Origin of the sequence: Telluria antibiotica (assembly GCF_011682055.1) — a bacterium.
In the GTDB taxonomy this organism is placed as follows: domain Bacteria; phylum Pseudomonadota; class Gammaproteobacteria; order Burkholderiales; family Burkholderiaceae_D; genus Telluria; species Telluria antibiotica.
This window is the reverse complement of the sequence record NZ_JAAQOM010000026.1, coordinates 1-26,250: the sequence shown is the minus strand read 5'-3', so window position 1 is coordinate 26,250 and position 26,250 is coordinate 1. Positions and strand designations below refer to the sequence as shown.

Genomic DNA, 26,250 nt, shown 5'->3' with positions numbered 1-26,250 from the left:
ACGCTGCGATGAAGCTTGAATCCTACTGGCTCGATACCGCCCCCGCCTTCGCCGCGGGCGAGCAGGGCCCTGTCGCCGGACGCGCCGACGTGGTGGTCGTCGGCGGCGGCTTCACCGGTTTGTCGGCCGCGCTGGCGCTGGCCCGGCGCGGCGCCTCGGTGACGGTGCTGGAGGCCGGGCGCGTGATCGGGGAAGCCTCCGGCCGCAACGGCGGCCATTGCAGCGGCGGCCTGGCGCACGACTTCGGCGCGCTGTCGGCACGCCTGGGCGTGGACAAGGCGCGCGACTTCCAGCGCGCGTATTCCGCCGCCTTCCACACGGTGGCGGGCATCGTCCGCGACGAAGCCATCGCCTGCGATTTTGCCGTGGTCGGCAAGCTGAAGCTGGCCGCCAAGCCCGAGCATTACGACAAGCTGGCGCGCGCCTGCGAGCTGCTGCGACGCGAGGGCGAGCCGGACGTGCGCATGGTGGAGCCGGCGCACATGGGCGAGGAAATCGGCTCGGACAAATTCCATGGCGGGATGCTGCAGGCGAACAGTGCGCAGATGCACATGGGTAAGTTCGGCGTCGGCCTGGCGCATGCCGCCGCGCGCGCCGGCGCGCACGTGTTCGAGCAGGCGCCCGTCACGCGGCTCGAGCGCCTTTCCAACGGCGGCTTCCGTGTGACCAGTGCGCGCGGCGTGATCGACGCCAAGCAAGTGCTGCTGGCGACGGGGAATTCGCGCACCGGTCCCTTCTCTTATTTCCGCCGCCGCATGATTTCCGTTGGCAGCTTTATCGTCGCCACCGAGCCGCTGCCGGCGGAGCTGATCCAGCGCCTGATGCCGCATCGCCGCAACTACGTCACCTCCAGGATCATCGGCAATTACTTCCGTCTTGCGCCGGACAACCGCCTGGTGTTCGGCGGCCGCGCGCGCTTCGCCATGTCCAACCCGCGCTCCGACGTGAAAAGCGGTGCGGTCCTGCGCGCCGCCATGGAAGACATGTTCCCGCAGCTGAAGGGGATCGGCATCGACTATTGCTGGGGTGGGCTCGTCGACATGACGGCGGACCGCCTGCCGCGCGCGGGCGAGCACCAGGGGATGTATTTCGCGACCGGCTACAGCGGCCACGGGGTGCAGATGTCGGTTCACATGGGGCAGGTGATGGCCGATGTCATGGCCGGCAAGCCCGAGCGCAATCCGTGGCGCACACTCGAGTGGCCGGCCATCACCGGGCACTTCGGCTCGCCGTGGTTCCTGCCATTCGTCGGCACCTATTACCGGTTCCAGGACTGGTTGCATTGAGAGGAAACCGTCATGATCCTGAAAAGTGATGCGCTGCGGCTGATCGCGAACCGAATCGGCGTCGGGCTGCTGACGCTGCTCGCGGTGTCGGTGGTGGTGTTCGCCATTACGAGCCTGCTGCCGGGCGACGCGGCCCAGGCCATGCTCGGGCAGGAGTCGACGCCGGAATTGCTGGCCGCGCTGCGCGCCAAGTTCGGCCTGGACCAACCGGGCTATGTGCGCTATGCGCGCTGGCTGGGCGGCATCGTGCTGGGCGACCCCGGCCACGCCCTGGCCAACGACCTGCCGGTGGCGCAACTGATCGGCGCCCGCTTGCCCAATTCGCTGATGCTGGCCGCGGCCACGACGGCGGTCTCGGTGCCGGTGGCGCTGGTCATCGGCGTGACCAGCGCCATGTTCCGCGGCTCCCTGTACGACCGCATCGTGAACATGGCCACCGTATGGGTGGTGTCGGTACCGGAGTTCCTGATCGCCACGGTGGCGGTGCTGATCTTCGCCGTCAAGCTGCACTGGCTGGCGGCCCTGTCGCGCCCCGACGACATCGCGACCCTGGGCCAGTTCATGCGCGTGTACGCGATGCCGGTGCTGACTCTGTGCTGCGTGATCGTCGCGCAGATGTCGCGCATGACCCGCGCCGCCGTGATCGACCAGCTCACCTCGTCCTACATCGAGATGGCGCGCCTGAAGGGAGTGCGGCCGGTGCGCATGGTATTGACCCATGCCTTGCCGAATGCCGTGGGGCCGATCGCCAACGCGGTGGCGCTGTCGCTGTCGTACCTGATCGGCGGCGTGATCATCGTCGAATCGATTTTCAATTATCCGGGCATCGCCAGCCTGATGGTCGATTCCGTGACTGTGCGCGACATGCCGGTCGTGCAAGCCTGCGCCATGCTGTTCTGCGCCGGCTACCTGGTGCTGCTGACCGTGGCCGACCTGGCCGCCATCCTGTCCAATCCGAGACTGCGCAAATGAAAACATCCATGCCGCCTTCCATCGTTCCCACCCCGGGCAGGCGCAAGCCGCGCGGCCGCCTGCCCATCGCCGGCGTGGCCGGCGCCGCCGTGGTGGGGTTCTGGATGCTGATGGCCGTGTTCGGCCCCTGGCTCGCGCCGGACGACGTGGGCAACATGAACGGCGACGCCGTGTTCGCCCCCATCAGTGCGCAATATCCGCTGGGCGCCGATTTCCTCGGGCGCGACATGCTGTCGCGCATCCTGCAAGGTGCGCCCTATACCGTCGGCGTGGCGCTGGCGGCGGTGCTGGTGGCCAGCATTGGCGGCACCGCGCTGGCCATGTTCGCCGCGGCGCGCGGCGGCTGGTTCGACACCGTCGTCAGCCGCCTCGTCGACATCCAGCTCAGCATCCCGACCAAGCTGCTGGCGCTGATCATGATCGCCGCGTTCGGCTCGTCGGTGCCGGTGCTGGTGTTGACGATCGGTATCGGCTACATGCCCGGCGCGTTTCGCATCGCGCGTTCGCTGGCCGTGAACGTGCAGGCCATGGAGTATGTGCAGGCCGCGCGTGCGCGCGGCGAGAGCCTTGTCTATATCACGCTGCAGGAGATGCTGCCGAACATGCTGCGCCCGGTGCTGGCCGACTTCGGCCTGCGGTTCCTGTTCATCGTCCTGTTGCTGAGCGGCCTGAGCTTCCTGGGCCTGGGCGTGCAGCCGCCGGATGCAGACTGGGGCTCGCTGGTGCGCGAGAACATTATCGGCTTGAGCGAAGGCTCGCCGGCCGTGATCGTGCCGGCGATTGCGATCGCCACCCTCACCATCGGCGTGAACATGGCCATCGACGGCTTCGCCGGCCGCAAGCGCCGCGGAGGGTGACATGAATGAACTAGTCAAGGTGTCCGGCCTGCGCGTCACGGCGCGCAACGACCAGGACGAGGAAGTCACGATCGTCCACGACGCCGCGTTCTCGATCGAGAAGGGCGAGGTGCTGGCGCTGATCGGCGAATCCGGTTCCGGCAAGAGCACGATCGCGCTGGCGCTGATGGGCTATGCGCGCGCCGGCTGCCGCCTGGCCGGCGGCACCGTCGACGTGGCCGGGCACCAGATGCTCGCGCTCGGCGAACGCCAGCTGGCCGGCCTGCGCGGGCGCACCGTGGCCTACATCGCGCAAAGCGCGGCGGCGTCGTTCAACCCGTCCAGGCGCATCATGGACCAGGTGATCGAGAGCGCGCTGATCCACGGCCTGATGGCGCGCGCGGCGGCCGAAGCCAAGGCGGTCGAACTGTTCCGCGAGCTGGCCCTGCCGGACCCGGATCATATCGGCCAGCGCTATCCGCACCAGGTGTCGGGCGGCCAGCTGCAGCGCCTGATGGCGGCGATGGCGCTGATCACCGATCCCGACCTGGTGATCCTGGACGAGCCGACCACGGCGCTGGACGTGACCACGCAGATCGACGTGCTGCGCGCGTTCAAGAAAGTCGTGCAGGAGCGCGGCAGCACGGCGGTGTACGTCTCGCACGACCTGGCCGTGGTGGCGCAGATGGCGGACCGGATCGTGGTGCTGCGCCACGGTGCGATCCAGGAAAACGGCACGACGTCGCAAATCCTGGCCGCGCCCGCGCACCCGTACACGCGCAGCCTGCTGGCGGCGATCGAACCGGCGGCGCGGCCGGCCGCCGTGCCAATCAAGGCGGCGGCCCGGCCGCTGCTGGAAGTGCGCGGCCTGGCGGCGCGCTACGGTTCGGGCAAGGGCGCGGCGCCGGTCAAGCGCGTGCTGGAAGACATCGACCTGGTGATCCCGCGCGGCGCGACCATCGGCGTGATCGGCGAATCCGGTTGCGGCAAGACCACGCTGGCGCGTACGCTGGCCGGCATGGTGGCGCCGTCACAGGGCGAGATCCTGCTGGACGGCGCGGCGCTGGCGCCGACGCTGGAAGGGCGCACGCGCGAGCAGTGCCGGCGCATCCAGTTCGTGTTCCAGAACGCCGACACGGCGCTCAATCCGCGCCATTCGATCGAGCGCATCCTGGGCCGTCCGCTCGAGTTCTACCACGGCATGAAGGGCGATGCGCGGCGCCGGCGCGTGCGGCAACTGCTCGACCTGGTGAAGCTGCCGGCGGCCGTGGCCGAGCGCCTGCCGGGCGAACTGTCGGGCGGCCAGAAGCAGCGCATCAACCTGGCGCGCGCGCTGGCGGCGCAGCCGGACCTGATCCTGTGCGACGAGGTCACGTCGGCGCTGGACACCGTGGTGGGCGCGGCGATTCTCGAACTGATGGCCGAACTGCGCAGGGAATTGCAGGTCTCGTACATGTTCATCAGCCACGACATCAACACGGTACGCGCCATCTGCGACGAGATCGTGGTGCTGTACGCGGGACGCAAGGTCGAGTCGCGCAGGCGCGAGGCGCTGGCGGCGCCGCCGTTCCACCCGTATGCGCACCTGTTGATGTCGTCGGTGCCGGTGCTGCGCCAGGGCTGGCTGGAAGAGGTGGAGGGGCGCACGCCGGCGGCGCTGCCGCCGCTGCCGTCGGCCAGCCAGGCGCCGGGCACCTGCGGTTTCATCGACCGCTGCGCGCTGCGCATGGATGGCGTGTGCAACCTGCTGCCGCCGCCGCGCCGGGAGCTCGACAACGGCGGCAGCATCCTGTGCCACCACGGCGCGGCCACGCTGCGCGAATTGCAAACGCCGCTGGGCGTGATCGAAGGAGAAGTAGCATGAGTCAAAGATTTGTCCGCCTGGGGGAAGCGAACCGGAAGCCGGTGCGGATCACGATCGACGGGCGCCCGGCCGACGCCCTCGAGGGCGACACGCTGATGGTCGCGGTGCTGAATAATGCGTGCCAGTTGCGCGAGTCGGAATTCGGCGACGGCAAGCGCGCCGGTTTTTGCCTGATGGGGGCCTGCCAGGATTGCTGGGTGTGGACCGCCTCTGGCGAGCGCCTGCGCGCCTGCACCACCGTGGTAGGAGAGGGAATGCATATCATAACCAAACAGCCGGAGGCGACATGGCCCAACCTCGTGTAATCGTCATCGGCGCCGGCCCGGCGGGGGTGCGCTGCGCCGAGACGCTGGTGGCCGCCGGCCTGCGCCCGACCGTGATCGACGAAAACCGCCGCGACGGCGGCCAGATCTACCGTCGCCAGCCGGACAATTTCACGCGCCCCTACGCCAAGCTGTACGGCACCGAGGCCCGGCGTGCGCAATCGCTGCACGAGAGCTTCGATGCGCTGCGCGGCCACATCGATTATCTGCCGGAGACCCTGGCCTGGAACCTGTTCGAAGGCGAGGTGCACGTGGTGCACGACCAGCGTACGCGCAGCCTTCCCTACGACGCGCTGGTGATCTGTTCCGGCGCCACCGACCGCCTCATGCCGGTCAAGGGCTGGCACTACGCCGGCACCTACAGCCTGGGGGCGGCGCAGATCGCCCTGAAGGCCCAGGCCTGCGCCATCGGCAGCAAGATCGTGTTCATGGGGACCGGTCCGCTGCTGTACCTGGTGGCGTCCCAATACGTGAAGGCCGGGGCCACGGTGGCCGCGGTGCTCGACACCTCGCCATTGATGCGGCGCGTGGCCGCGCTGCCGAAATTGCTGGCGCGCCCGCGCCTGCTGCGCAACGGCTTCGCGCTGGTGGCCGGTCTCAAGCGGGCCGGGGTGCCGGTGCTGACCGGGATCACACCGGTCGAAATCCAGGGTTCGCCCGATGCCGGCGTGCACGGCCTGGTGTTCCGGGATGGGCGGGGACACGTCCGGTCGCTGGAATGCGATGGGGTCGCCATGGGCTACCACCTGCGCCCGGAAACGCAGTTGGCCGACCTGGCGCGCTGCGCGTTCCGCTTCGACCAGGAAACGCGCCAATGGCTGCCCGAGGTGAGCGCAGATGGCCGCACCTCGGTGGCGGGCGTGTACCTGGCCGGCGACGGCATGCGCGTGCTGGGCGCCGACGCGGCCGAGATCGGCGGCAAGCTGGCTGCGCTCGCGCTGCTGAAGGATGTCGGCTTGCTGGTGCCGGATGGCGAGCTGGCGCGATTGCGCACCGACCAGGCGCGCATGGAACGCTTCCGGCAAGGACTGGCGCAGGCATTCCCGTGGCCGGTGCAGCAAGCCGCGCAGTTGCCGGACGACGCCATCGTGTGCCGCTGCGAAGCGATCACGGCCGGCGAACTGCGCCGCGTGGTGTGCGAGATGGGTGCGCGCGAAGCCAACCGCGCCAAGGCGTTCAGCCGCGTCGGCATGGGACGCTGCCAGGGACGATATTGCGGCCATGCCGGGGCGGAAGTGATTGCCGCCGCCGCCGGCGTGCCGGTGGAGGCGGTCGGGCGCCTGCGCGGCCAGGCGCCGGTCAAGCCGCTCCCGATTGCGACCCAAAAGGAGACTGTATGAACCAACACTCGGCCGACGTCGTCATCGTCGGGGGCGGGATCATGGGCGCCTCCGCGGCATTTTTCCTGCGCCAGCGCGGCCGCTCGGTCATCCTGCTCGAACGCGGCCTGATCGGCCAGCAGGCCAGCGGGGTCAATTTCGGCAACACGCGCCGGATGGGCCGCGCGCTCGGCGAACTGCCCTTGTCCAACCGCTCGCGCCAGACCTGGTTGAAATTCCGCGAACTGTTCGACGCGGACGCCGAGCTGCTGTTGAACGGCCACTTGCGTGTCGGCTTCGTGGCGGAACACGAAGAGCGCATGCAGCGCTATGCGCAGGACGCCCGGGACTACGGCCTCGGGATGCAGATGATGACGGCGAAAGCGCTGCGCGAGCGCTTTCCCTACCTGGGGCCGGACGTCATCGCCGGTTGCCTCGCCCCCAACGACGGCCATGCCAACCCGCGCCTGGCGGCGCCGGCGATCGGACGCGCGGCTGCGCGCGCGGGGGCGCAGGTGCTGGAAAATACCGAGATCGTGCACGTCGAAAAGGACGGCGGCGGGTTTCGCGTGAGCGCGGCCGACGGCCGCGAATTCCGCGCGCCGGTGGCGCTCATCACGGCGGGCGCCTGGGGCGACCGCATCAGCGCCGCCTTCGGCGAGCCGGTGCCGATGATCGTCAAGGCGCCGCAGATGGCGGTCACGGAACCGGTGCCTTACGCCATCGGGCCGACCACCGGCGCGATTTCCGACACGCCGGCGCCGGGGGTATATTTCCGCCAGGTCGCGCGCGGCAACATCGTGATCGGCGGCGGCGGCCATGAGCCGGTCGACATGGTGAACCGGCGCGCCTACGTCAATCCGATGCGCACGCTGATCAAGCTGGGCCAGGCGCCGCGCGTGGTGCCCGCCTTCAGGCACCTGAGCATCATCCGCGTGTGGGCCGGCATCGAAGGGTACATGAACGACGGCCGGGCGGTCATGGGGCCGAGCGCACGCGTGCCCGGCCTGTTCTATGCCTTCGGTTTTTCCGGCGAAGGCTTCCAGCTGGGGCCGGGCGTGGGCGACGTGATGGCGGAACTGATCGCCACCGGCGCCACCAGCACGCCGATCGACTACTTCGATATCCGCCGCTTCGACAAGGTCCTGGCATAAGCGCGCGTATTTGAAATCGTCCGAATGGCGGCGCGGTCTTCGATGGACCGCGCCGCTTTTTTTTGGCCGCTGTCCAGCCCCTCAATTCCAAAGAATCTGCTGCTGTCTCCTTGCAAAACAGCATATCGACGCCCCGGAAATCCGTACGATTACAGACTGTTGCCCCGTCATTATTCCGTCACCCGAGGAGATCAAGAACCATGTCGTTCAAACCCAGATTCATCAGCTTCGACTGCTACGGCACCCTCATCAATTTCGAAATGGGGCCGACCGCCAAGCGCCTGTTCGAAGGCCGCGTGTCGGCCGAACAGATGTCGGCCTTCCTGCACAGTTTCAGGTTTTACCGCCTCGATGAAGTGCTGGGCGACTTCAAGCCCTTCTTCGACGTCGTCGCCAATTCGATTCAACGCACCTGCCACGCGCACGGCATCGAATACCGCCCATCCGATGCCGCCGCGATCTACGACGCGGTCAAGACCTGGCAGCCGCATCCGCACGTGGTCGAGACACTGGAGGCGATCGCGCAGAAGATTCCGCTGGTGATCCTGTCGAATTCGATGGTCGACCTGATCCCGCACAGCGTGGCCCACCTCAAGGTCCCGTTCCATGCCGTCTACACGGCGGAAGAAGCGGACGCCTACAAGCCGCGCGCGCAGGCGTTCGAATACATGTTCGACCAGCTCGGATGCGGACCGGAGCAGATGGTGCACGTGTCGTCGAGCTTCCGTTACGATCACATGACCGCGTTCGACCTCGGCTTCAAGGGCCAGGCGTTCATCGACCGCGGCCATGAAACCTGGTGCGAAGGCTATGGCGTGCAGCGCCTGACCGATTTCCGCCAGCTCGCCGAGATGGTGGGCGTGGCGTTTCCGCAGGCAGCCCAGGCGCACCGGGTGGGATGATGAATGACAACCGAGCCCTGGCCGCGGCTGCGTTGAGCACCGCCGCGCCCAGCCTTGCCATGACCGAGGCGGCGGCGCTGGCCGGGCGCCTGTACGGCATCCATGGCACGGCCACGCCGCTGGGCGGGGAGCGCGACCAGAACTGCGTCATCGAGGGCGCGGACGGCGCCCGTCACGTCCTCAAGATCAGCAATGTGTCCGAGCCGGTCGCGGTGGTCGACTTCCAGATCGCCGCGCTCGAACACATCGCCCGGGCCGCGCCGGGCCTGCCGGTGCCGCGCGTGGTGCGTACGCTCGCAGGTGGCACGCGCGGCGAGGTGGCGTTGGCCGGCGGGCGGGCGTGCGTGCGCATGCTGACTTATCTCGATGGCGTGCAGATCCGCGAGACGCCGCGCAGCGCGCCCCAACGCCGTGCCATGGGCGGGACGCTGGCGTCGCTGGACCTGGCGCTGCGCGATTTTGCCCATCCCGGCGCGGCGCACGACTTGTTGTGGAACGTGTCGGCGGCGCACCGCCTGATGGCCAAGCTCGACGGCCTCGCCGATCCCGCGCGGCGCGCGCTCGCCGAGGCCTTCATGCAGCGCTTCATCGAGTACGTGCTGCCGCGCCTGGCGGAAGTCAGGACCCAGGTCATCCACAACGACTTCCACCTCTACAACGTGCTGGTCGCGCCTGGCGATCACGAACGCATCGCCGGCGTGATCGACTTCGGCGACATGCTGCACGCGCCGCTGGTCGGCGAGGTGGCGACCGCGGCGGCATTCCACATGACCGGCAACGCCGATCCGTTCGAAGGGCCGGCGCAGTTCATCGGCGCGTACCACGAGGTGCTGCCGCTGATGCCGGTCGAGCAGGAGATCGTGGCCGACCTGGTGGCGACGCGCCACCTCGTCACCGCGCTCATTTCCGAATGGCGCGTCGTGCGCTACCCGGAAAACCGCGCCTACATCATGCGCCACAACCCGGCGGCGTGGGAGGCCTTGTCGCAGTTCGCCGGCATCTCGCGCAACGAGGCGCGCGACCGGTTATTGATCGCCATTCATAGCAAAGGACGCCAATGAACAGCACCATCGACCTCAATATGGTCAACGCGTATATCCCTGGCCGCGTCGACGTCGGACCGGCCACCGCCGCCATGATCGCACGGCGCGACGCGCTGCTCGGGCCGGCATACCGCCTGATGTACGAGCATCCGCTGCACATCGTGCGCGGCGAAGGCGCATGGCTGATCGATCCGGACGGCCGCCGTTACCTCGACGTCTACAACAACGTCGCCTCGCTCGGGCATTGTCATCCGGCCGTGGTGGACGCGATCTGCCGCCAGGCCGCCACGCTGGCGACCAATACCCGCTACCTGCACGACACCATCCTGGAGCTGGCCGAACGCATGCTCGCGACGGTGCCGGACACCGGGCTGGCGCACCTGATGCTCACCTGTTCCGGCAGCGAGGCCAACGACCTGGCCTACCGCATCGCCCAGGTCCGCACCGGCGGTACCGGCGTGATCGTGACCGAGACCGCGTACCACGGCTTCACCGACGCCGTGGCGAAATTCTCGCCGTCGCTGGGCGCGTCGGTCGACCTGGGTGCGCACGTGCGACTCGTGCCGGCGCCGCGCCAGTACCATGCCGACGGCGCCGACCTGGCCGATCGTTTCAGGCGCGATGTCGAGGCGGCGATTCACGACCTCCGGCGCCACGGCATCAAGCCGGCGGCCCTGATCGTCGATTCCATGTTCACCAGCGACGGCATCCTGCCCGCGCCGGCCGGCTTGCTCAAGGGCGCGGTAGAGGCGATCAAGCGTGCGGGCGGCCTGTTCATCGCCGACGAAGTGCAGCCGGGCTTCGGCCGCACCGGCGAGCACATGTGGGGCTTCCAGCGCCACGGCGTCCAGCCCGACATCGTCACCGTGGGCAAGCCGATGGGGAACGGGCAGCCGATCGCGGGCTTGATGGCCACCACCGATGCGGTGGCCCAGTTCGGCAAGAATTCGCGCTACTTCAACACCTTCGCGGGGAACACCGTCTCATGCGCGGCCGCGCTGGCGGTGCTGGACACGATCGAGAACGAGGGCCTGGTGCGGCATGCGGCCCAGGTCGGGACCTTCCTGCGCGAGGGCGTCGCCGAACTGGCCGGCCGCCACGCGGCCATCGGCGACGTGCGCGGCGTGGGCATGTTCGTCGGCGTCGAGCTGGTCTCCGACCGCGCCGCGCGCACGCCGGACCGCGAGCTTACGACCCGCGTGGTCAACCGCATGCGCGACCGCGGCGTCCTGCTCAGTGCCTGCGGGATGGGGCACAACGTGCTGAAGATCCGCCCGCCGCTGGTCCTGACGGCCGAACAGGCAGTCATGGTGATCGCCGCGCTGGACGAAGCGCTGACGACGGCACAGTAGCCGGAATCGGCCCATGGACACGCCAGCTTCCCTCGACCAGTTCGACATCAAGATCCTCGAGCACCTGCAGCGCGAGGGACGCTGTTCGAACGTGGACCTCTCCAGGCGCGTGGGGCTGAGCGAGAGCCCGTGCCTGGCCCGCACCAGGCAGTTGCAGGAAACCGGCGTGATCCGGGGCTATGGTGCCGAGGTCGCGCTTGACAAGCTGGGCGCCCACGTCACCGTGTTCTGCGAAGTGACGCTCGGCAGCCACCGTGCGCACGACTTGCGCAAGTTCGAAGCAGGCGCCGCCAGGTATGCGGAAATCGTCGAGTGCTACAACATCTGCGGCGGCTACGATTACCTGCTGAAAATCGTCGCGCCCGGGGTGCAGCATTTCCAGGCGCTGATGGAGCGCTTGCTGGACGACGAACTCGGCATCGCGAAATTCTCCAGCCGTATCGTGCTGCGCGAGCCGCTCGCCGGGCGCGCGTTGCCGATCAGGACCATCCTCGGCGCCAAGAACAGCTGGGAGTGAGCCTGCGAAGTCGTGCTGATCGATCGGGCGGGCCGCTCAGCGGCGCCACGGCGGCTGCGGCGAGAAATGGCCGTTGACGAAATCGAGGAAGGCCCTGACTCGGGCCGACATGCCCTTGCTCTGGGGGACCAGCGCCACCACGCCGGCCGGGGCCAGATCCCAATCCGGCAGCAGGCGCACCAGTTTCCCCGATTTCAGCGCATCGGCCACGTCCCATTCCGAGCGCACGATGATGCCCTTGCCCTGCAGGGCCCACTGGCAGACGATGTCGCCATCGTTGGAAATCAGCGTCGGCTCGATGCGCACGTGCCGGCTCGACTTGCCGCGCGTGAACTTCCACAAGCTCACGTCCTCGTTGTTCTCGCGCAGCGTGATGCACTCGTGGTCCGCCAGGTCCTCCGGCATCGCAGGCACGCCACGCCTGCGCACGTACTTCGGCGCCGCGCACAGCAGCCGGTCGTTCGGCGCGATAGTGTAGCGCACCATGCTCGAGTCGTGCAGCTCGCCGATGTGGAACATGACGTCGGCCGTGCCGCCCTCGTGCAGGCTGGGGTTGTCGGTCACCGACAGCGAAATCTTGAGCGCCGGATGGCGGGTATGGAAGTCGGCGACCAGCGGCGCCAGGTGGCGGCGGCTGAAGCCGAACGGCGCGCTCACGCGCAAGTGCCCCGTCACCGCGCCGGTGCGGGCCGCGAGCATGTCCGTCAAGGCGTCGGCGTCGGCGCAGATCCGGGCGCCTTTCTCATACATGAGCTCGCCTTCATCCGTCAGCTGCATGCGCCGGGTCGAGCGGTCGATCAGTCGGATGCCGTACTTTGCCTCGATCTGCTGCAGCCTTTGCGTGATGGCCGGCGGCGACACGTTCAATTCGCGCGCGGCGGCCACCATGCTGCCGGCCTTGACCAGGATCTGGAAGAAACGGACGTCGTCGAGTACGAGCATTATTAAGTGCAGCTTAATTTAGTAGTCCGTTCAATTTAACCACAACGGGCTTCCGATGCAACATAATCGTTGCGAAGGCATTGGAAAACTTAGAGGACAACCATGCACATGTCACAGCCGGCAGACGCGAAGGACTTGCGGACACTGGAAACGCCCGCGCTGATTCTCGATCAGCAAAAAATGAACGGTAACATCGCGCGCATGCGCAACCATCTCGCGCAGTTGGGCGTGGCGTTCCGCCCGCACGTCAAGACCAGCAAGTCGATCGACGTGGTGCGCCGGACCGTCGGCGCCGAGACCGGCCCCATCACGGTGTCGACGCTGAAGGAGGCGGAATACTTTTTCGGCTACGGCTTCACCGACATCCTGTACGCCGTGGGCATCATCCCGAACAAATTCGAGCATGCGTTCGATCTGTGTGCGCGCGGCGTGGCACTGACCGTGATTCTGGACAGCGTCGACATGGCCGAAGCGCTTGCCGTCTACACCGCGGGGCGCGCGGCCAGGCCGGAAGTCATGATCGAAATCGACTGCGACGGCCACCGCTCCGGCGTGCAACCGGGTTCCCCCGACCTGCTCGCCATCGCGCAGCGGCTGGCGGCCGGCGGGTTGACGCTGAAAGGCATCATCACGCACGCGGGCAACTCGTATTCCTGCAAGTCCACCGAAGACATCGCGGCGATGGCGCGCCAGGAACGCGACGCGGCGGCAGGGTGCGCGCGCTTCCTGCGCGAACAGGGCCATGCCTGCCCCGAAGTCAGTGTCGGCTCCACGCCGACCGCCTACTTCGCCAACGACCTGACCGGCGTGACGGAAGTGCGCGCCGGGGTGTTCGTGTTCGGCGACCTGGTGATGAACGGCCTGGGCGTGGTCGCGCCGCAGGACATCGCGGTCTCGGTGCTGGCCTCGGTCATCGGCCACCAGAAGGAAAAGGGATGGATCATCGTCGACGCGGGCTGGATGGCGATGTCGCGCGACCGCGGCACCAGCCGCCAGCGCGTGGACCAGGGCTATGGCGCCGTCTGCGACGTGAACGGCGTGATCCTGGAAGACATCATCATGGTCGACGCCAACCAGGAGCATGGCGTGATCGCGCATCGCTCGCGCGATCCGCAGAAGACCCCGTATTTCCCGGTCGGCACCTTGCTGCGCATCTTGCCGAACCATGCCTGCGCGACTTGCGCCCAGCACGACCGCTACAACGTCGTCGCCGGCGACGGCAGCGCGATCGACGCTGTCTGGCCGCGCTTCCAGGGATGGTGAGCGCAACAATTTTCGCAACCTTGACATGAATCCGTGATGACTATGAGCCAAGCTACGCTGTCCGCCTACCCGATCGAAGCCGGGTTCCCCGATATCCGTCCCTATGCGGAGGGCAATACCGGCATCCCCTATATCCACACCTTCGACAGCGGCGTCGCGGGGCCGCACGTCATGATCAACGCGCTCACCCACGGCAACGAAGTGAGCGGCGCCATCGCCGTCAAAAGCCTGCTCGACCTCGGGATTCGTCCGCGCAAGGGCAAGCTGACGCTGTCGTTCGCCAATGTCGAGGCCTATCACCGCTTCGATCCGGCCAATCCCGACGCCTCGCGCTTCCTCGACCAGGATTTCAACCGCATCTGGAGCGACGCCATGCTGGACGATGCCGGCCGCGATTGCATCGAGCTGCGCCGCGCGCGGGAAATGCGCCCGCTGGTCGATACCGTCGATTTCCTGCTCGACCTGCATTCCATGCACGAGACCTGCGTGCCGCTGGCCGTCAGCGGCCCGCTCGAAAAAAGCGTCGCCCTGGCGCGCCGCATGGGCACGCCGGCGTGGATCATCAGCGACGACGGCCACCCGGAAGGCAAGCGACTGCGCGACTACGCCGGCTTCGGCGATCCCGCCAGCCCGAAGTGCGCGCTGATCGTCGAGTGCGGCCAGCACTGGGAGTCCGGCGCGGCCGACGTCGCGCGCGATGCCGTGGCGCGGTTCATGGAACTGACCGGCGTCGTCGACCGCGCCGACTTGCCGGCCGGCTGGCACCAGCCCGTCCCCGCGGCAACCAGGGTCGTGCGCGTCACCGAGCCTGTCGTCGCGCCCACCATGGATTTCAGGTTCGTGGACAACTACACCGGCATGGAGACCTTTCCCGAAGCCGGCACCGTGATCGGCTGGCGCGACGGCGAGCCGGTGACGACCCCGTATCCGGATTGCGTGCTGGTGATGCCGTCGGTGCGCCAGCTGCGCCCCGGCGTGACGGTGGTACGTTTGGGCAAGTTGATCGGTTGAGCCGAGGAGTCGAGATGGAAAACATGGATCCGGATCGCATTGTCCTGCGCAATGCACATTTTATCGGCGGCCGCCATGTCGAGGGCGGCGCAGCCACGCTCGACACCAGGCGTCCGTCCGACGGCGTGTCCTGCGGCGGCTTGCCCGTGGCGGACGACGACATCGTCGACCAGGCGGTACAGGATGCCTGGAACGCGTTCAAGACCAGCGACTGGGCCAGCCGAGCGCCGCGCGAGCGTGCGCGCGTGCTGCGGCGCTGGGCCGACCTGGTCGAGGCCGACGTGGCGACGCTCGCGCCGCTGGAAGCGGTCTGTTCGACCCGGCCGCTGCGCGATGCGGCCGCCTGGGACGTGCCGTTCACGGCGGAAGGGCTGCGTTTTTTTGCCGAATGGGCCGACAAGGCCGGCGGGGCGGTGATGCCGACCGCCACCGACCATCTCGGCATGACGATCACGGAACCGTACGGCGTGATCGGCGCGATCATCCCGTGGAATTTTCCGTTGGTGACGACATCGTGGAAGATCGCGCCGGCCCTGGCGGCCGGTAATGCGGTCGTGGTCAAGCCTTCCGAGATGACGCCCTACAGCACTTTGCGACTGGCGGAACTGGCCATCGAAGCGGGCTTGCCGAAAGGTCTGTTCAACGTGGTGCAGGGCGATGGCCGCACCACCGGCGCCGCCTTGTGCCGCCATCCGAGAATCGGCAAGGTCACGTTCACCGGTTCGACCGCGACCGGCGCGGCGATCATGACGGCGTGTGCGGAAAACGGCACCAAGCCCGTCACGCTCGAGCTGGGCGGCAAGAGTCCGCAAGTGGTGTTCGCCGACGTGCCCGACCTCGACAAGACGGCGCGCACCGTCGCGCGCGCCATCACGCTGAACGCCGGGCAGGTCTGCAACGCCGGCTCGCGCCTGATCCTGCAGCGTGCGGTCGGCGAGCGCTTCGTCGAACGGCTCGCCGCCATGTTCGAGGAACTCAAGCCGGGCGCCACCTGGGACCCGGATGCGACCATGACGCCCATCATTTCGCTGCCGCAGATGGAACGCATCCACGGCATCGTGCAGCGCACCGTCGCGCAGGGCGCCGAGATCGTGACCGGAGGCCGCGCCTTCGAAGGGGGACCCGGCGGCGCCTACTACCGGCCGACCATCCTGACTCGCGTGCAGGGCGAGATGGAGGCTGTGCGGCGCGAGATTTTCGGCCCGGTGATCACGGTGCAACTGTTCGACGACGAGGAAGAGGCGCTGGCGCTCGCCGACCATCCGGAATATGGACTGGCGGCGGGCGTTCACACCGCCGACATCGGCCGCGCCCTGAGGATGGCGCGCGGCATCGAGGCGGGCACCGTGTGGGTCAACCGGTATGGCCGCACGTCCGACTTCGTGATTCCGACCGGCGGCTACAAGCGTTCCGGCTTCGGCAAGGATCTTGGGCGCCAGGCGTACGAGGCCTGCCTGCGTGTCAAGAGCGTACTGATCGACATCACGAAAGGGGAATGAACCGTCATGCCAAGGGAATCCCGACTCCTGATGCTGAATGCCGAAGCGGTCGCCGCGGTGCTCCAGCCGAACGACGTGCTGGAAGCCGTGCGGCGCGCCTTTGTCCTCCACAGCGAGGCACAGGGCCGCGTGTTTCCGGTCATCCGCGAAAAGCTGAGCACCGGCGGCGTCTTCGGCATCAAGGCCGGCGACGTGCAAGCCGAAGGCCTGCTCGGCTTCAAGGCGGCCGGGTTCTGGCCGTCGAACCGCCAACTGGGCGGCGAGCCCCACCAGGCCACCGTGATGCTGGTCGACCCGGCTACCGGCCGTCCGGTCTGCATCATCGACGGCAATGCGATCACCACCGCGCGCACCGGCGCCGCCGGCGCCATCGGCCTGCAGCAACTGGCGCGTGCCGACAGCAGGCGGCTGTGCGTGTTCGGTACCGGCGTGCAGGCGCGTGTGCAGGTCGACTTCGCGCTGCGCGTGCTGCCGCAGCTCGATTCGCTGTCCTACGTCAGCGTCGACCGCCAACGCGACGACGGCTTCGAGCGCCATGTCGCCGGACGCCTGCCGGTCGCTTGCGCCGCCGATGCCGACAGCGCCGTGGCACGCAGCGACGTGGTCATCACGGCGACGCCCGGCGGCGGGCCGCTGTTCGCCGCCGCTGCGCTCAAGCCGGGCACGCACGTGAATTGCGTCGGCGCCGATACCAGGGGAAAACGGGAGCTGCCGGACGGCGTGCTGGAGCGCGTGCGCCTGGTGGTCGACGACCGGGTCCAGTCGCGCCAGATCGGCGAGTCGCAATGGGCGCCGGATACGCCCTGTATCGAAATCGGCGACCTGTTGACTGGCAAGGCCAGGCTGGAACGCACGCCGGACGACGTCACCGTCTTCGACTTGACCGGACTCGCGCTGCAGGACTTGACGGTGGCGCGGCTGATTCACGAGAAGGCCCGCGACGGCGGGCTCGGCATCGAGATCCCCTGGCCCTGGTGATTCTCGCTGCTACACGCGACGCCCTTCGCGTCGAAGGGCGTCGCCACATCTCCCTGGCGCGAGCGGGCGACGTGTTCGCAATTCAAATCTATCACTGATCCGCTGCCGAAGAACGCAAGCATCTGCCACCGGCCCCAAGCCGGACCGCAGAAACTACTTCGTGTTCGAACTTACAATAGAGAAAATGTGTCTCCGGCAGGCCAGGAGGCCCGGCAGGTCATCAACCTAGATTTCAAGGAAGCATCCATGCGTGACACCGATCTCATCCTTCCGCCGTCCGCCGATATCGAGGGCCGCGTCGTGGCCGACCTGCGGCGCGGCGTCTCGCGCCGCGACGTCCTGCGCAGCCTGGTGGCAGGCGGCATGATGACGGGCGCCGCCGGCGCCCTGCTGACGCACGCCGGCGCCGCGCTGGCGCAGACGCCGAAGAAGGGCGGCCGCATCCGCGTGGCCGTGTCCGCCAGTTCGACCTCCGATACGCTGGATCCCGCCAAGGGCGGCACCATCGCCGACTTCGTGCGTCATTTCATGTTCTACAACGGCCTGACCACGATCGACGCCACCCTCAATCCGCAAATGGAATTGGCCGAGTCGATCACCACCACGGATGCGCTGACATGGACGGTCAAGCTGCGCAGCGACGTGCTCTTCCATGACGGCCAGCCGTTGAGCGCGGACGACGTGGTGTACTCGCTGCTGCGGCACAAGGATCCGGCCACCGTCTCCAAGGCCAAGGCTATCGCGGACGAGTTTGCGGAGGTCAAGGCGGTGGGGCCGAATGAAGTGCAGATCACGCTGGTGGGGCCGAATATCGATTTGCCGCTGCTGTTGGGGACATCGAATTTCCTCATCGTCCGCAATGGCACGCGGGATTTCATGACCGCCAACGGCACCGGCCCATATCGCTGCAAGGAGTTTCGTCCGGGGATACGGTCGGTCAGCGCGGCCAACAAGGACTACTGGAAGCCCGGCAAGCCCTACCTCGACGAGATCGAATACTTCGCGATACCCGACGATGCGGCGCGCGTGAATGCCCTGCTGTCCGGCGATGTCGACCTGATCAACGGCATCAATCCGCGCTCGGCGCGGGCCGTGCTGGGGACGCCCGGCTATACCCTGTTCGAATCGAAGACCGGTTACTACACCGATCTCATCATGCGCGACAACCTGGGGCCGGTGAAAAACCCCGACTTCGTGCTGGCAATGAAATACATGATGGACCGCGAACTCATCCGCAAAGTGTCGATGCGGGGTTACGCGACCATCGGCAACGACCAGCCGGTCCAGGCCAACAATAAATACTATTTCGCCGGCCTGCCGCAACGCGGGATGGACCTGGACAAGGCCAGGTACCACCTGCACAAGTCCGGCATGGCCGGCCGCAGCTTGCCGATCGTGGCGTCCACGGCGTCGGCCGGTTCGGTCGACACGGCGCAGGTCCTGCAACTGACCGGGCGCAAGATCGGCATGAATCTCGAGATCAAGCGGATGCCGCCCGATGGCTATTGGTCGAATCACTGGGCCAAGCACCCGATGACTTTCGGCGGGATCAATCCGCGTCCCACGGTCGACCTGATGTTCTCGCTCTTCTTCAAGTCCACGGCGGCGCTGAACGTGTCGGGCTGGAAGAACGAGCAATTCGACCAGCTGCTGGCGCTGGCGCGTGGCGAAACCGATGAAGGCAAGCGCAAGCAGATGTATGCGGACATGCAGGTGCTGGTGCACGATCAGTGCGGCGTCGGCATCCCGATCTTCAACCACTCGCTGGATGGCTTCAGCAACAAGCTGAAAGGCTACGGCTCGCACCCGTTGGGTGGCCTGATGGGGTTCGCGTTCGCCGAACAGGTGTGGCTGGAAAGCTGAAGCCATCATGAACAGCCATGCGCGGACAAGGATGGCGGAGAGCGACATGAATGAATTGGTCAAGGTGTCCGGCCTGCGCGTCACGGCGCGCAACGACCAGGACGAGGAAGTCACGATCGTCCACGACGCCGCGTTCTCGATCGAGAAGGGCGAGGTGCTGGCGCTGATCGGCGAATCCGGTTCCGGCAAGAGCACGATCGCGCTGGCGCTGATGGGCTATGCGCGCGCCGGTTGCCGCCTGGCCGGCGGCACGGTCGACGTGGCCGGGCACCAGATGCTCGCGCTCGGCGAGCGCCAGCTGGCCGGCCTGCGCGGGCGCACCGTGGCCTACATCGCGCAAAGCGCGGCGGCGTCGTTCAACCCGTCCAGGCGCATCATGGACCAGGTGATCGAGAGCGCGCTGATCCACGGCCTGATGGCGCGCGCGGCGGCCGAAGCCAAGGCGGTCGAACTGTTCCGCGAGCTGGCCCTGCCGGACCCGGATCATATCGGCCAGCGCTATCCTCACCAGGTGTCGGGCGGCCAGCTGCAGCGCCTGATGGCGGCGATGGCGCTGATCACCGATCCCGACCTGGTGATCCTGGACGAGCCGACCACGGCGCTGGACGTGACCACGCAGATCGACGTGCTGCGCGCCTTCAAGAAAGTCGTGCAGGAGCGCGGCAGCACGGCGGTGTACGTCTCGCACGACCTGGCCGTGGTGGCGCAGATGGCGGACCGCATCGTGGTGCTGCGCCACGGTGCGATCCAGGAAAACGGCACGACGTCGCAAATCCTGGCCGCGCCCGCGCACCCGTACACGCGCAGCCTGCTGGCGGCGATCGAACCGGCCGCGCGGACGGCCGCCGTGCCAATCAAGGCGGCGGCCCGGCCGCTGCTGGAAGTGCGCGGCCTGGCGGCGCGCTACGGTTCGGGCAAGGGCGCGGCGCCGGTCAAGCGCGTGCTGGAAGACATCGACCTGGTGATCCCGCGCGGCGCGACCATCGGCGTGATCGGCGAATCCGGTTGCGGCAAGACCACGCTGGCGCGTACGCTGGCCGGCATGGTGGCGCCGTCACAGGGCGAGATCCTGCTGGACGGCGCGGCGCTGGCGCCGACGCTGGAAGGGCGCACGCGCGAGCAGTGCCGGCGCATCCAGTTCGTGTTCCAGAACGCCGACACGGCGCTCAATCCGCGCCATTCGATCGAGCGCATCCTGGGCCGCCCGCTCGAGTTCTACCACGGCATGAAGGGCGATGCGCGGCGCCGGCGCGTGCGGCAACTGCTCGACCTGGTGAAGCTGCCGGCGGCCGTGGCCGAGCGCCTGCCGGGCGAACTGTCGGGCGGCCAGAAGCAGCGCATCAACCTGGCGCGCGCGCTGGCGGCGCAGCCGGACCTGATCCTGTGCGACGAGGTCACGTCGGCGCTGGACACCGTGGTGGGCGCGGCGATTCTCGAACTGATGGCCGAACTGCGCAGGGAATTGCAGGTCTCGTACATGTTCATCAGCCACGACATCAACACGGTACGTGCCATCTGCGACGAGATCGTGGTGCTGTATGCCGGGCGCAAGGTGGAGTCGCGCAGGCGCGAGGCGCTGGCGGCACCGCCGTTCCACCCGTATTCGCACCTGCTGATGTCGTCGGTGCCGGTGCTGCGCCAGGGCTGGCTGGAAGAGGTGGAGGGGCGCACGCCGGCGGCGCTGCCGCCGCTGCCGTCGGCCGGCCAGGCGCCGGGCACCTGCGGTTTCATCGACCGCTGCGTGCTGCGCATGGATGGCGTGTGCAACCTGCTGCCGCCGCCGCGCCGGGAGCTCGACAACGGCGGCAGCATCCTGTGCCACCACGGCGCGGCCACGCTGCGCGAATTGCAAACGCCGCTGGGCGTCATCGAAGGCGGCGTCGTGTGAGGCAGCGCGGCACGCTATGCCGCGCGCGCCGCCGAATACGAATGATTCTGTGGAGTGGAGGCGCGAAAACGAGCTTGTCGTGCATGCCTTCCGTGGTCTACTGGACGGGTCACTCCACGCAGCAACACGACCATCGAAAGTCCAGACCATGCCGAATCCACTTTCCGCGGCGACCACGCCGCCATCCTTCGTCGACATGCGCCAGTTCGCGCGCGACCCGAGCCAGGGCAGTGCCGTGGCGGCGGCGCCCGGCGCAGACCGTTTTCTTGCCAGTCGCCGCTGCCTGGACTGGGCGCCCGGCCACGTGACCGCCGGGGTCATCACCCTCGAGGCGGGCGGCGCCGCGGTGCCGTCGATGCCGGCCGACGAATTCCTCATCGTCGACGCGGGCCGCCTGGTCCTGACGTACCCGGACACGGTCCTGACCCTCGACGCCGGCCAGAGCGCGGTGATCCAGCAGGGCGCCGCGTTCTCCTGGTCCGCCGAAGGTCCCGTATCGTTGATCTTCGTACGCTATAACGGCAGCCAGCCCGGCGAGCGCGCCATCGTGCCGATCAGGGAGAACCCGCAACTGGAACCATCCGGCGCGCCGCTGGCCGAACTCCTGCTGACGCCGACGCCCGCATGCCGCAACTACAGCGACTATCGTTCCGCCGATGGCGAGTTCGTCTGCGGCACCTGGGATTCGACACCGTATCACCGCCGCGCGATGCTGTACCGCCATTTCGAACTGATGTACCTGCTGGAGGGCAGCGTGACGTTCGTCGACGGGACGGGTCGCGAGGGCACCTTTTCGAAAGGCGACATCTTCCTGATCGGGCAGGGCGCGACGTGCAGCTGGGAGAGCCGCGAACAGGTGGCGAAGGTGTATGTGATCTACCGTCCGGCGTAAGCGCCATGAGTTTCGTCTACAAGGCCGACCCGGTGCGCGGCGCCGTCTGGGCCGAACTGTTTGCCCGCCAGATGCCGGAACTGCCGTTTCGCATCTGGCCCGACGTCGGCGACCCGCGCGAAGTGCGCTACCTTGCCGCGTGGCAGCCGCCGGACGAGATCGAGGTCCGGTTTCCCAAGCTGGAAGTCCTGTTTTCGACCGGGGCGGGCACCGATCAATTCGATTTTTCCGCCATCCCCACGGCGCTGCCGGTAGTGCGCATGGTGGAATCCGGCATCATCGCCGGCATGGTCGAATACGTGAGCCTGGCGGTGCTGTCCATCCATCGCGACTGGCGCATCTATCTGGAGCAGCAGCGCAGCGGGCACTGGCAGACCCATCGCGTGCATCCCGCCGGGTCGCGCCGCGTCGGTGTACTCGGCCTGGGCGTGCTCGGGCGCGCCGTGCTGGAACGCCTGTCCGGCTTCGGCTTTTCCTGCGCGGGCTGGAGCCGCACGCCGCAACGGATCGAGGGGGTGGAATGCCATGCCGGCCCGGCGCAATTGCCGGCCTTCCTGGCGCGCACGGACATCCTGATCTGTCTGTTGCCCTTGACCGACAGCACCCGCGGCATCCTGTCCAAGCCGCTGTTCGACCAGCTGCCGCGCGGCGCCGCGCTGATCAACGTCGGCCGCGGCGGCCACCTGGTCCAGGAAGACTTGCTGCTGGCGCTGGAGGAGGGGCAGCTTGGTCAAGCGATCCTCGACGTGTGCGAACCGGAACCGCTGCCGCCAGGCCATCCGTTCTGGACGCATCCCCGCGTGTCGCTGACGCCCCATATCGCCAGCATGACCCAGCCGGAAACCGCAGTCGAGGCGGTCATCGGCAACATCCGCCGCCACCGGCAAGGTTTGCCGATGATCGGCCTCGTCGACCGGATGAGCGGTTACTGATTTCGAAGGACAGACTATGCAAACCCTGTTGCTGAAAAAAGAGGAAGTCAGCAAATTGATCTGCATGGAGGACGTGATCGCCGCGGTGGAAGAAGCCTATCGCGCCTTCAACAGCGGGCAGGTCGTGCAGCCGGATTACATGAGCATCCATTTGCCCGCGCCGCGCGGCGAAATCGACTTCAAGCTCGGCTACTACCAGGTCAATGAAATGATATCCATGAAGGTGTCTTCCGGCGGCTTCGTGAACAATCCGGCCGAGCATGACGTGCCCAGCGGCATGGGGACCATTCTCCTGTTCGACGCAAGAAGCGGTGCGCTGAGCTGCGTGATGGACGGCAGCCTGATCACGGGATTGCGCACGGGCGCGTGCGGCGCCGTGTCGGTGAAGGCGCTGGCCCGGAAGGATGCGAAACGGGTCGCGTCGATCGGTACCGGCAACCAGGCGCGCATGCAGATCCGGGCCATCCGCGACGTCATGCAGATCGAGGAAATCCATGCCTGGGACAGCAGCCCGGCATCGCTGCCGCAGTACAAGGCCGATATCGAAAGCGCCTACGGCATCCCGGTCGTGATGGCCGAATCCGCGCGGGCGGCGGTCGAGCAGGCCGATATCCTGATCACCACGACGCGCGGCACCGGTTCGCTGGTGCAAGCCGCATGGGTCAAGCCGGGCACCCACATCGTCGCCATCGGCACGGACCAGCGCGGCAAGCAAGAGTTCGAACCCGAGATTTTCAGGAACGCCAAGGTCGTCAACGACTCCATCGCGCAATGCACGGACAAGGGCGAAACCTGGCACCCGTTGGACAAGAACATCATCGCCAGACAGGACATCCACGCGGAGATCGGCGAGATCTTGCTGGGCAAGAAGCCGGGCCGGGAGAGCGACGAGGAGATCACGATTTTCGATTCCACCGGCATGGCCATCCAGGACAACACGACGGCGGCCAGGATCTACCGGAACGCGCTGGAACAGCGTGTCGGCACGTTTTTCCCGTTCTTTGAAAGGTGATCGGCACCATGTGCACCTACCCGACGATCCAGGACATCCACGAAGCACACGCTCGCCTGAAACCCCACATTCGCCATACGCCCTTGCTGCGTGCGGAGAAGATCGACGCCGGCGCCGGCTGCCGTGTCTACCTGAAGCCGGAGGTCTTGCAGATTACCGGCGCCTTCAAGATTCGCGGCGCGCTCAACAAGGCGCTGTCGCTGGCGCAAGAGGATATCGCCAACGGCATCATCGCCACCTCGTCGGGCAACCACGCCCAGGGCCTGGCCTATGCCGCGCGTATGCTGGGCGTCAAGGCGATCCTGGTGCTGCCGGTGACGGCGCCCGCTATCAAGATCGCCAATACCAGGGCGCTCGGGGCGGAGGTGATCCTGTTCGATGGCGATACGGCGGCACGCTGGAAACACGTGCACGAGATCGCCGCGGCCAACAAGTATGCGGTGGTGCACGCATTCGAGGACCCGCTCGTCATGGCCGGGCAGGGGACGATCGGCATTGAAATACTGGAGGACATGGACGACGTGGACACGGTCATCGTTCCAATGGGCGGCGGCGGCCTCATTTCCGGCATCGCCACCGCCATCAAGGAGACCAGGCCGTCGGTGCGCGTGGTCGGCGCGGAACCGGCGCTGACGCCGAAGTACCACCGCAGCCGGCTCAACCGGGAACGTACTTCCTTGCCCCTGAAGAACACGATTGCGGACGGTTTGCGGATCAGTGTCCCCGGCCAGAACCCGTTCCCCATCATCGAACAATACGTGGACGAGATCGTCCTGGTGGAAGACGAACACATCATCGCCGCCATGCGCGCGCTGGCCATGGACGCGAAACTGATCGCCGAACCCGCCGCCGCGATCGGCATCGGCGCGTTGCTGGCCGGCGCCGTGAGGGTCAGACCGGACGAAAAGGTGTGCGTGGTCCTGAGCGGCGGAAACTGGGACTTGAGCGATCTTGCGCAGATCTATGGGCAGAACGACACGCAGTCTTGAGATGATCTTCGGCGTCGATGCATTGCAGCGCCACGTTCGGCCGTGGCCGGTCAAGGCGCGGTTCGCAGCCTTGTTGCTGGCCGGGATGCTGCCGAATGCGGATGCGACCGAGGACACCGATACGCCCGGCGCACGCAACTGGGAGATCAACATCGTCGTCAGTGGCGAGCGCACGGCCGGCGGCCGCGAATATGCGGTGCCGGCCGCGGACGTCAACTACGGCCTGGGCGAGCGGACCCAGCTCGTGCTGGCGGTCCCGCACTTGATGCTGCGCGAACCGGGAACGGATACGCGGTCGGGCCTGGGGTCGGCGACGGTCGGGTTCAAGTGGCGCTTCATGGACCTGGAGCAGGCCGGCGTCGCGCTTGCCATGTTTCCCGCCTATAGCTGGAGCCTGTCGGCCAGTTCCGTCGAACGCGGCTTGAGCGATCCAGGCCACAGCCTGCTGCTGCCGCTGGTGCTCGGGGTCCATCGCGGCGACAACGCCTTGTTCGTCGAGGCCGGCCGCAACCTGGTGCAGGCGGGGCCGAACGAATGGCTGGCCGGCGTCAAGCTGACGCGCCAGTGCATGGCGACGGTCGAGTGCCGCGTCGAAGTCGGGCATACGCGCGTCGCGGGCGCGGGCAGCCAGACGCTGGCGAGCGCCGGCTTCAAATGGCGGCTGGCCGAGCACCTCGTCCTGCAGGGCAGCGTCGGCCGCGACGTCGGCCCGGCGCGCGACGACAAGCGCCAGGTCGCATTCACGTTCGGCATCCAGCTGTTGCTATGACCGACACAAAGAACCATGAAACAAATGATTACACCATCGCTTCGTTACTTCACCGCCATCGTGCTGGCGTGTTCCGCCGGCGCCGTCGTGGCCGCGCCCGAGGAGATCGAGGTTTACATGAACGAGATGAACCGGCCCGGCGAGTTCGGACTGGACGTGCACGTCAACTACGTCACCATGGGTGCGCGCCTGCCCGATTATCCCGGGGCGCAAGTCGCGCGCCACGCGCTGCGCGTCACGCCCGAGTTCTCGTACGGCCTGACCAGGAGTCTCGAACTGGGGGCGTATGTCCTCGGCACGCGCGACGCCGACAACCATTATCGGATCGGCGGCGAGAAGCTGCGCATCAAGTTCATCCCGGCCGCTCCCGGCGACCCGCTGTTCTACGGCGCCAACCTGGAAATCGGCCGTGTCGAGCGCCGCTTCGACGAAAATCCCTGGAACGGCGAACTCAAGGGCATCCTCGGCTACAAGGGTGAGCGCTGGACGGCGGCCGTGAACGCCAACTTCGATTTCAAGGGGCTTTGTTGCACAAATCCGTCCCTGCGGCGGCCAAGCTGGGCCACGGGTAAACTGACGGGATGAGTGCACCAGCCAAACCGAAATACCGAACGACCAACTGGAAGGAATACAACGAAGCGTTG

General features: G+C 67.3%; 24 protein-coding genes. 23 read left to right on the top strand and 1 reads right to left on the bottom strand.

What is annotated here, in order from left to right:
- Positions 1-8: 8 nt before the first annotated feature.
- From HAV22_RS29130 to HAV22_RS29080, 11 genes are all read left to right on the top strand, one after another.
- Complete coding sequence (locus HAV22_RS29130) at positions 9-1,286, top strand: NAD(P)/FAD-dependent oxidoreductase (RefSeq protein ID WP_166864814.1); 1,278 nt, start codon at positions 9-11, stop codon at positions 1,284-1,286.
- 18 nt (positions 1,287-1,304) lie between these two features.
- Positions 1,305-2,258 (top strand): ABC transporter permease, encoded by a 954-nt coding sequence (locus HAV22_RS29125; protein WP_208296429.1) that lies wholly within the window; start codon positions 1,305-1,307, stop codon positions 2,256-2,258.
- Between the two features lie 8 nt (positions 2,259-2,266).
- Positions 2,267-3,115: an ABC transporter permease gene (locus HAV22_RS29120; RefSeq protein WP_229421495.1), complete on the top strand. Its 849-nt coding sequence runs from the start codon at positions 2,267-2,269 to the stop codon at positions 3,113-3,115.
- 1 nt (position 3,116) lies between these two features.
- On the top strand, positions 3,117-4,958 hold the full coding sequence (locus HAV22_RS29115) for an ABC transporter ATP-binding protein (RefSeq protein ID WP_166864805.1): 1,842 nt from the start codon (positions 3,117-3,119) through the stop codon (positions 4,956-4,958).
- A complete protein-coding gene (locus HAV22_RS29110) occupies positions 4,955-5,263 on the top strand; it encodes a (2Fe-2S)-binding protein (protein ID WP_166864802.1) in 309 nt (102 codons plus the stop codon). The genes HAV22_RS29115 and HAV22_RS29110 overlap by 4 nt, the downstream gene beginning before the upstream one ends.
- The gene (locus HAV22_RS29105; RefSeq protein WP_166864799.1) at positions 5,245-6,621 is read left to right on the top strand and encodes an FAD/NAD(P)-dependent oxidoreductase; all 1,377 of its coding nucleotides are present in this window, start codon (positions 5,245-5,247) and stop codon (positions 6,619-6,621) included. The genes HAV22_RS29110 and HAV22_RS29105 overlap by 19 nt, the downstream gene beginning before the upstream one ends.
- Positions 6,618-7,754: an NAD(P)/FAD-dependent oxidoreductase gene (locus HAV22_RS29100; RefSeq protein ID WP_166864796.1), complete on the top strand. Its 1,137-nt coding sequence runs from the start codon at positions 6,618-6,620 to the stop codon at positions 7,752-7,754. The genes HAV22_RS29105 and HAV22_RS29100 overlap by 4 nt, the downstream gene beginning before the upstream one ends.
- Before the next feature lie 200 nt (positions 7,755-7,954).
- On the top strand, positions 7,955-8,656 hold the full coding sequence (locus HAV22_RS29095) for a haloacid dehalogenase type II (RefSeq protein ID WP_166864793.1): 702 nt from the start codon (positions 7,955-7,957) through the stop codon (positions 8,654-8,656).
- A complete protein-coding gene (locus HAV22_RS29090) occupies positions 8,656-9,717 on the top strand; it encodes a phosphotransferase (RefSeq protein WP_166864791.1) in 1,062 nt (353 codons plus the stop codon). The genes HAV22_RS29095 and HAV22_RS29090 overlap by 1 nt, the downstream gene beginning before the upstream one ends.
- On the top strand, positions 9,714-11,051 hold the full coding sequence (locus tag HAV22_RS29085) for an aspartate aminotransferase family protein (protein WP_166864788.1): 1,338 nt from the start codon (positions 9,714-9,716) through the stop codon (positions 11,049-11,051). The genes HAV22_RS29090 and HAV22_RS29085 overlap by 4 nt, the downstream gene beginning before the upstream one ends.
- Before the next feature lie 13 nt (positions 11,052-11,064).
- Positions 11,065-11,568 (top strand): Lrp/AsnC family transcriptional regulator, encoded by a 504-nt coding sequence (locus tag HAV22_RS29080; protein ID WP_166864785.1) that lies wholly within the window; start codon positions 11,065-11,067, stop codon positions 11,566-11,568.
- Between the two features lie 36 nt (positions 11,569-11,604).
- Here HAV22_RS29080 and HAV22_RS29075 read toward each other — a convergent pair whose 3' ends face one another.
- On the bottom strand, positions 11,605-12,510 hold the full coding sequence (locus tag HAV22_RS29075; protein ID WP_166864782.1) for a LysR family transcriptional regulator: 906 nt from the start codon (positions 12,508-12,510) through the stop codon (positions 11,605-11,607).
- Positions 12,511-12,618: 108 nt separating this feature from the next.
- Here HAV22_RS29075 and HAV22_RS29070 point away from each other — a divergent pair, with 108 nt between their 5' ends.
- From HAV22_RS29070 to HAV22_RS29015, 12 genes are all read left to right on the top strand, one after another.
- Positions 12,619-13,773, top strand: a complete 1,155-nt coding sequence (locus tag HAV22_RS29070; RefSeq protein ID WP_229421494.1) for an alanine racemase — start codon at positions 12,619-12,621, stop codon at positions 13,771-13,773.
- Between the two features lie 36 nt (positions 13,774-13,809).
- A complete protein-coding gene (locus HAV22_RS29065; protein ID WP_166864776.1) occupies positions 13,810-14,784 on the top strand; it encodes a M14 family metallopeptidase in 975 nt (324 codons plus the stop codon).
- 14 nt (positions 14,785-14,798) lie between these two features.
- Positions 14,799-16,283, top strand: a complete 1,485-nt coding sequence (locus HAV22_RS29060) for an aldehyde dehydrogenase family protein (protein WP_166864773.1) — start codon at positions 14,799-14,801, stop codon at positions 16,281-16,283.
- A 6-nt stretch (positions 16,284-16,289) separates the two neighbouring features.
- Positions 16,290-17,261 (top strand): ornithine cyclodeaminase family protein, encoded by a 972-nt coding sequence (locus tag HAV22_RS29055; protein WP_166864770.1) that lies wholly within the window; start codon positions 16,290-16,292, stop codon positions 17,259-17,261.
- A 246-nt stretch (positions 17,262-17,507) separates the two neighbouring features.
- The gene (locus tag HAV22_RS29050; RefSeq protein ID WP_166864767.1) at positions 17,508-19,124 is read left to right on the top strand and encodes an ABC transporter substrate-binding protein; all 1,617 of its coding nucleotides are present in this window, start codon (positions 17,508-17,510) and stop codon (positions 19,122-19,124) included.
- A 46-nt stretch (positions 19,125-19,170) separates the two neighbouring features.
- Positions 19,171-21,012, top strand: a complete 1,842-nt coding sequence (locus tag HAV22_RS29045; RefSeq protein ID WP_166864764.1) for an ABC transporter ATP-binding protein — start codon at positions 19,171-19,173, stop codon at positions 21,010-21,012.
- A 148-nt stretch (positions 21,013-21,160) separates the two neighbouring features.
- Positions 21,161-21,904, top strand: a complete 744-nt coding sequence (locus HAV22_RS29040; RefSeq protein ID WP_166864761.1) for a cupin domain-containing protein — start codon at positions 21,161-21,163, stop codon at positions 21,902-21,904.
- A 5-nt stretch (positions 21,905-21,909) separates the two neighbouring features.
- Positions 21,910-22,836 (top strand): 2-hydroxyacid dehydrogenase, encoded by a 927-nt coding sequence (locus tag HAV22_RS29035; protein WP_166864759.1) that lies wholly within the window; start codon positions 21,910-21,912, stop codon positions 22,834-22,836.
- A gap of 16 nt (positions 22,837-22,852) precedes the next feature.
- Complete coding sequence (locus tag HAV22_RS29030; protein WP_166864756.1) at positions 22,853-23,848, top strand: ornithine cyclodeaminase family protein; 996 nt, start codon at positions 22,853-22,855, stop codon at positions 23,846-23,848.
- Between the two features lie 8 nt (positions 23,849-23,856).
- On the top strand, positions 23,857-24,837 hold the full coding sequence (locus HAV22_RS29025) for a threonine/serine dehydratase family protein (protein ID WP_166864753.1): 981 nt from the start codon (positions 23,857-23,859) through the stop codon (positions 24,835-24,837).
- A complete protein-coding gene (locus tag HAV22_RS29020; RefSeq protein ID WP_166864750.1) occupies positions 24,812-25,606 on the top strand; it encodes a hypothetical protein in 795 nt (264 codons plus the stop codon). The genes HAV22_RS29025 and HAV22_RS29020 overlap by 26 nt, the downstream gene beginning before the upstream one ends.
- Before the next feature lie 24 nt (positions 25,607-25,630).
- Entirely contained in the window at positions 25,631-26,191 is a 561-nt protein-coding gene (locus HAV22_RS29015) for a hypothetical protein (protein WP_166864747.1), read from the top strand.
- Positions 26,192-26,250 lie beyond the last annotated feature (59 nt).